The following is a 3015-nucleotide window of genomic DNA, read 5'->3' as shown; positions in this document are numbered from 1 at the left end:
CACCGACGTGACCGACCCGGCCTCGATCGCCAACCTGTTCGCCCAGACCAAGTCCCGGTTCGGCCGCCTCGACCTGCTGTTCAACAATGCCGGGATCGGCGCGCCGCCTGTGCCCCTCGAAGACCTGCCGCTCGAGACGTGGCGTCAGGTGGTGGACACCAACCTCACGGCCTTGTTCCTGTGCACCCAGCACGCCTTCCGGATCATGCGCGACCAGGATCCCCGGGGCGGCCGGATCATCAACAACGGCTCGATCTCGGCGCACGCCCCCCGGCCGAACTCGATCGCCTACACGGCGACCAAGCACGCGGTGACCGGCATCACCAAGGCGACGTCGCTCGATGGGCGCGCCTACGACATCGCCTGCGGCCAGATCGATATCGGCAATGCCGATACCCCGATGGGTGGCAAGATGAAGGAGGGCGTCGCCCAGGCTGACGGGTCCACCCGGGCCGAGGCGGTAATGGATCCGGACCATGTCGGCGACGCGGTGCTGATGATGGCGAACCTGCCGCTGGAGGCCAATGTCCAGTTCATGACCGTCATGGCCACCAAGATGCCGTTCGTCGGCCGCGGCTGATCTTTTCTATTCGCGTTCGGCGCTCTCGGGTGCCGTCCGGCCGAGCGGCGCACCCGCGCTGGTGAACAGCCACGCTTTTTCCGTGTGCTCCGCCCAGCGCCGATTGACGCCCGGTTTTATAACTCATACAAATCGCTCAACAAAAACGGCCGAGGCAAGAACTCGGTCGCGCACGGGGCGAGGGCCCTCGTGACCTGTGCGCCGCCGGCACCGGTCCAGTCGCCGCGCGTCCGCAGGACGTTCGGACGGGTTGTGTCGGTGTTGAAGACTTTCGATCGGCTATGACAGGCCATGATCACGTTCGACCGAGTGTCTCCGTTTGGTGTCGGCCACGTTGATCCAGTCAGCCGGTGACTTCTGCCAATCAAAAAAACATTCGCACAACGCGAAGTGCGCCGATCCGGCGCGCGGGATTTCGATACGACCGGGGGGGACTTGATGATCACCAGGCAGATATTCCTCAAGCTTGCGCTCACCGCCTCATTGCTGGCGGGCGTCGCGGTGCCGGAGGCGCTGGCCGCCAGCGGCGACCTGATCGGCGTCGCCATGCCGACCAAGTCGTCCCAGCGCTGGATCGACGACGGCAACAACATCGTGAAGCAGCTGGCCGCCAAGGGCTACAAGCCGGACCTGCAATACGCCGACGACGACATCCCGAACCAGCTCGCCCAGATCGAGAACATGCTCACCAAGGGCGCGAAGGTCCTGGTGGTCGCCTCGATCGACGGGACGACGCTCAGCGACGTGCTGTCGAAGGCCAAGGATGCCGGCGTAAAGGTCATCGCCTACGACCGCCTGATCAAGGGCACCCCCAACGTCGACTTCTACGCCACCTTCGACAACTTCCAGGTGGGCGTGCAGCAGGCCACCTCGATCGTCGACGCGCTCGGGCTGAAGGACGGCAAGGGCCCGTTCAACATCGAGCTGTTCGGCGGCTCGCCGGACGACAACAACGCCTACTTCTTCTACGACGGCGCCCTGTCGGTGCTGAAGCCGTATCTCGATGCGAAGAAGCTGGTCGTGCGCTCGGGCCAAGCCGGAATGGACAAGGTCTCGACCCTGCGCTGGGACCCGGCCACGGCCCAGGCCCGCATGGATAATCTGCTCTCGGCCTATTACGGCAGCGCCAAGCTCGACGCGGTCCTGTCGCCCTACGACGGCATCTCGATCGGCATCATCTCGTCGCTCAAGGGCGTCGGCTACGGCTCCGGCAGCCTGAAGATGCCGGTGGTCAGCGGCCAGGACGCCGAGCTGCAATCGGTCAAGTCGATCATCGCCGGCGAGCAGTACTCGACCGTGTTCAAAGATACGCGTGACCTGGCCAAGGTGACGGTGGCGATGATCGACGCCATCGAGAACGGCCAGCAGCCCGAGGTCAACGACACCAAGACCTACAACAACGGCACGAAAGTCGTCCCGTCCTACCTGCTCAAGCCGGTGGTGGTCACCAAGGCCAACTAGAAGCCGGCGCTGGTCGATACCGGCTACTACACGCTCGACCAGCTGAAGTGAGCGCGACGGGGCCGGGTGCCGGCCCCGATCGATCCTGGCCGATGCCGGCAGCCCCGGCATCGGCCGCCGATCTATGAACGACGAGCCGGAATTGGTCGCATGCAGCCCGTCCTCGAAATGCGGGGGATTACGAAGACATTCCCCGGCGTCAAGGCGCTCTCGGACGTCAACCTGACGATCCGGCCCGCCGAGATTCACGCCCTTGTCGGCGAGAACGGCGCCGGAAAATCCACGCTGATGAAGGTGCTGAGCGGGGTCTACCCGCAGGGCACCTACGACGGCGAGATCCACTACGAGGGCCGGCTCAGCCAGTTCCGGGACATCTCGGACAGCGAGCGGGTCGGGATCGTCATCATCCACCAGGAACTCGCGCTGGTGCCGTTCCTGTCGATCGCGGAGAACATCTTCCTCGGCAACGAGCCGGCCCGGTTCGGGATCATCGACCGGGACCGCATGTTCACCCGGGCGGTCGAGCTGCTCAGGACCGTGGGGCTGGAGGAGAATCCCGACACGCTCGTCACGCATCTCGGGGTCGGCAAGCAGCAGCTCGTCGAGATCGCCAAGGCGCTGTCCAAGAAGGTCAAGCTGCTCATCCTCGACGAGCCGACCGCGAGCCTGAGCGAGAAGGACAGCGACGCGCTGCTGCGCCTGCTGGTCAGCTTCCGCGAGCAGGGCATCGCGTCGATCCTGATCTCCCACAAGCTCAACGAGATCTCCAAGGTCGCCGACCGGATCACCGTCCTGCGCGACGGTACGACCGTCGAGACGCTGGATTGCCGTGACGGCACCGTCGACGAGGACCGCATCATCCGGGGCATGGTCGGCCGCGAGATGGCGAACCGGTATCCCGCCCGCGAGCCGCGCCTCGGCGACGTCATGCTCGAGGTGCGCGACTGGACGGTGCATCACGCCGTCCATGCCGA

At 65.2% G+C, this 3015-nt stretch carries 3 protein-coding genes; all 3 read left to right on the top strand.

Going from position 1 to position 3015, the window contains the following annotated elements:
* Positions 1–580, top strand: a 580-nt coding sequence (locus MKL09_RS01030) for an SDR family oxidoreductase (RefSeq protein WP_244017139.1), incomplete at its 5' end; no start/stop codon positions are given.
* 438 nt (positions 581–1018) lie between these two features.
* Positions 1019–2041: a multiple monosaccharide ABC transporter substrate-binding protein gene (chvE, locus tag MKL09_RS01025; protein WP_244017137.1), complete on the top strand. Its 1023-nt coding sequence runs from the start codon at positions 1019–1021 to the stop codon at positions 2039–2041.
* Between the two features lie 150 nt (positions 2042–2191).
* A partial coding sequence (locus tag MKL09_RS01020) for an ATP-binding cassette domain-containing protein (protein WP_244017135.1) occupies positions 2192–3015 on the top strand: 824 nt, incomplete at its 3' end.

Origin of the sequence: Methylobacterium sp. J-048 (assembly GCF_022829515.1) — a bacterium.
Classification (GTDB): domain Bacteria; phylum Pseudomonadota; class Alphaproteobacteria; order Rhizobiales; family Beijerinckiaceae; genus Methylobacterium.
This window is presented reverse-complemented; position numbering and strand designations above follow the sequence as displayed.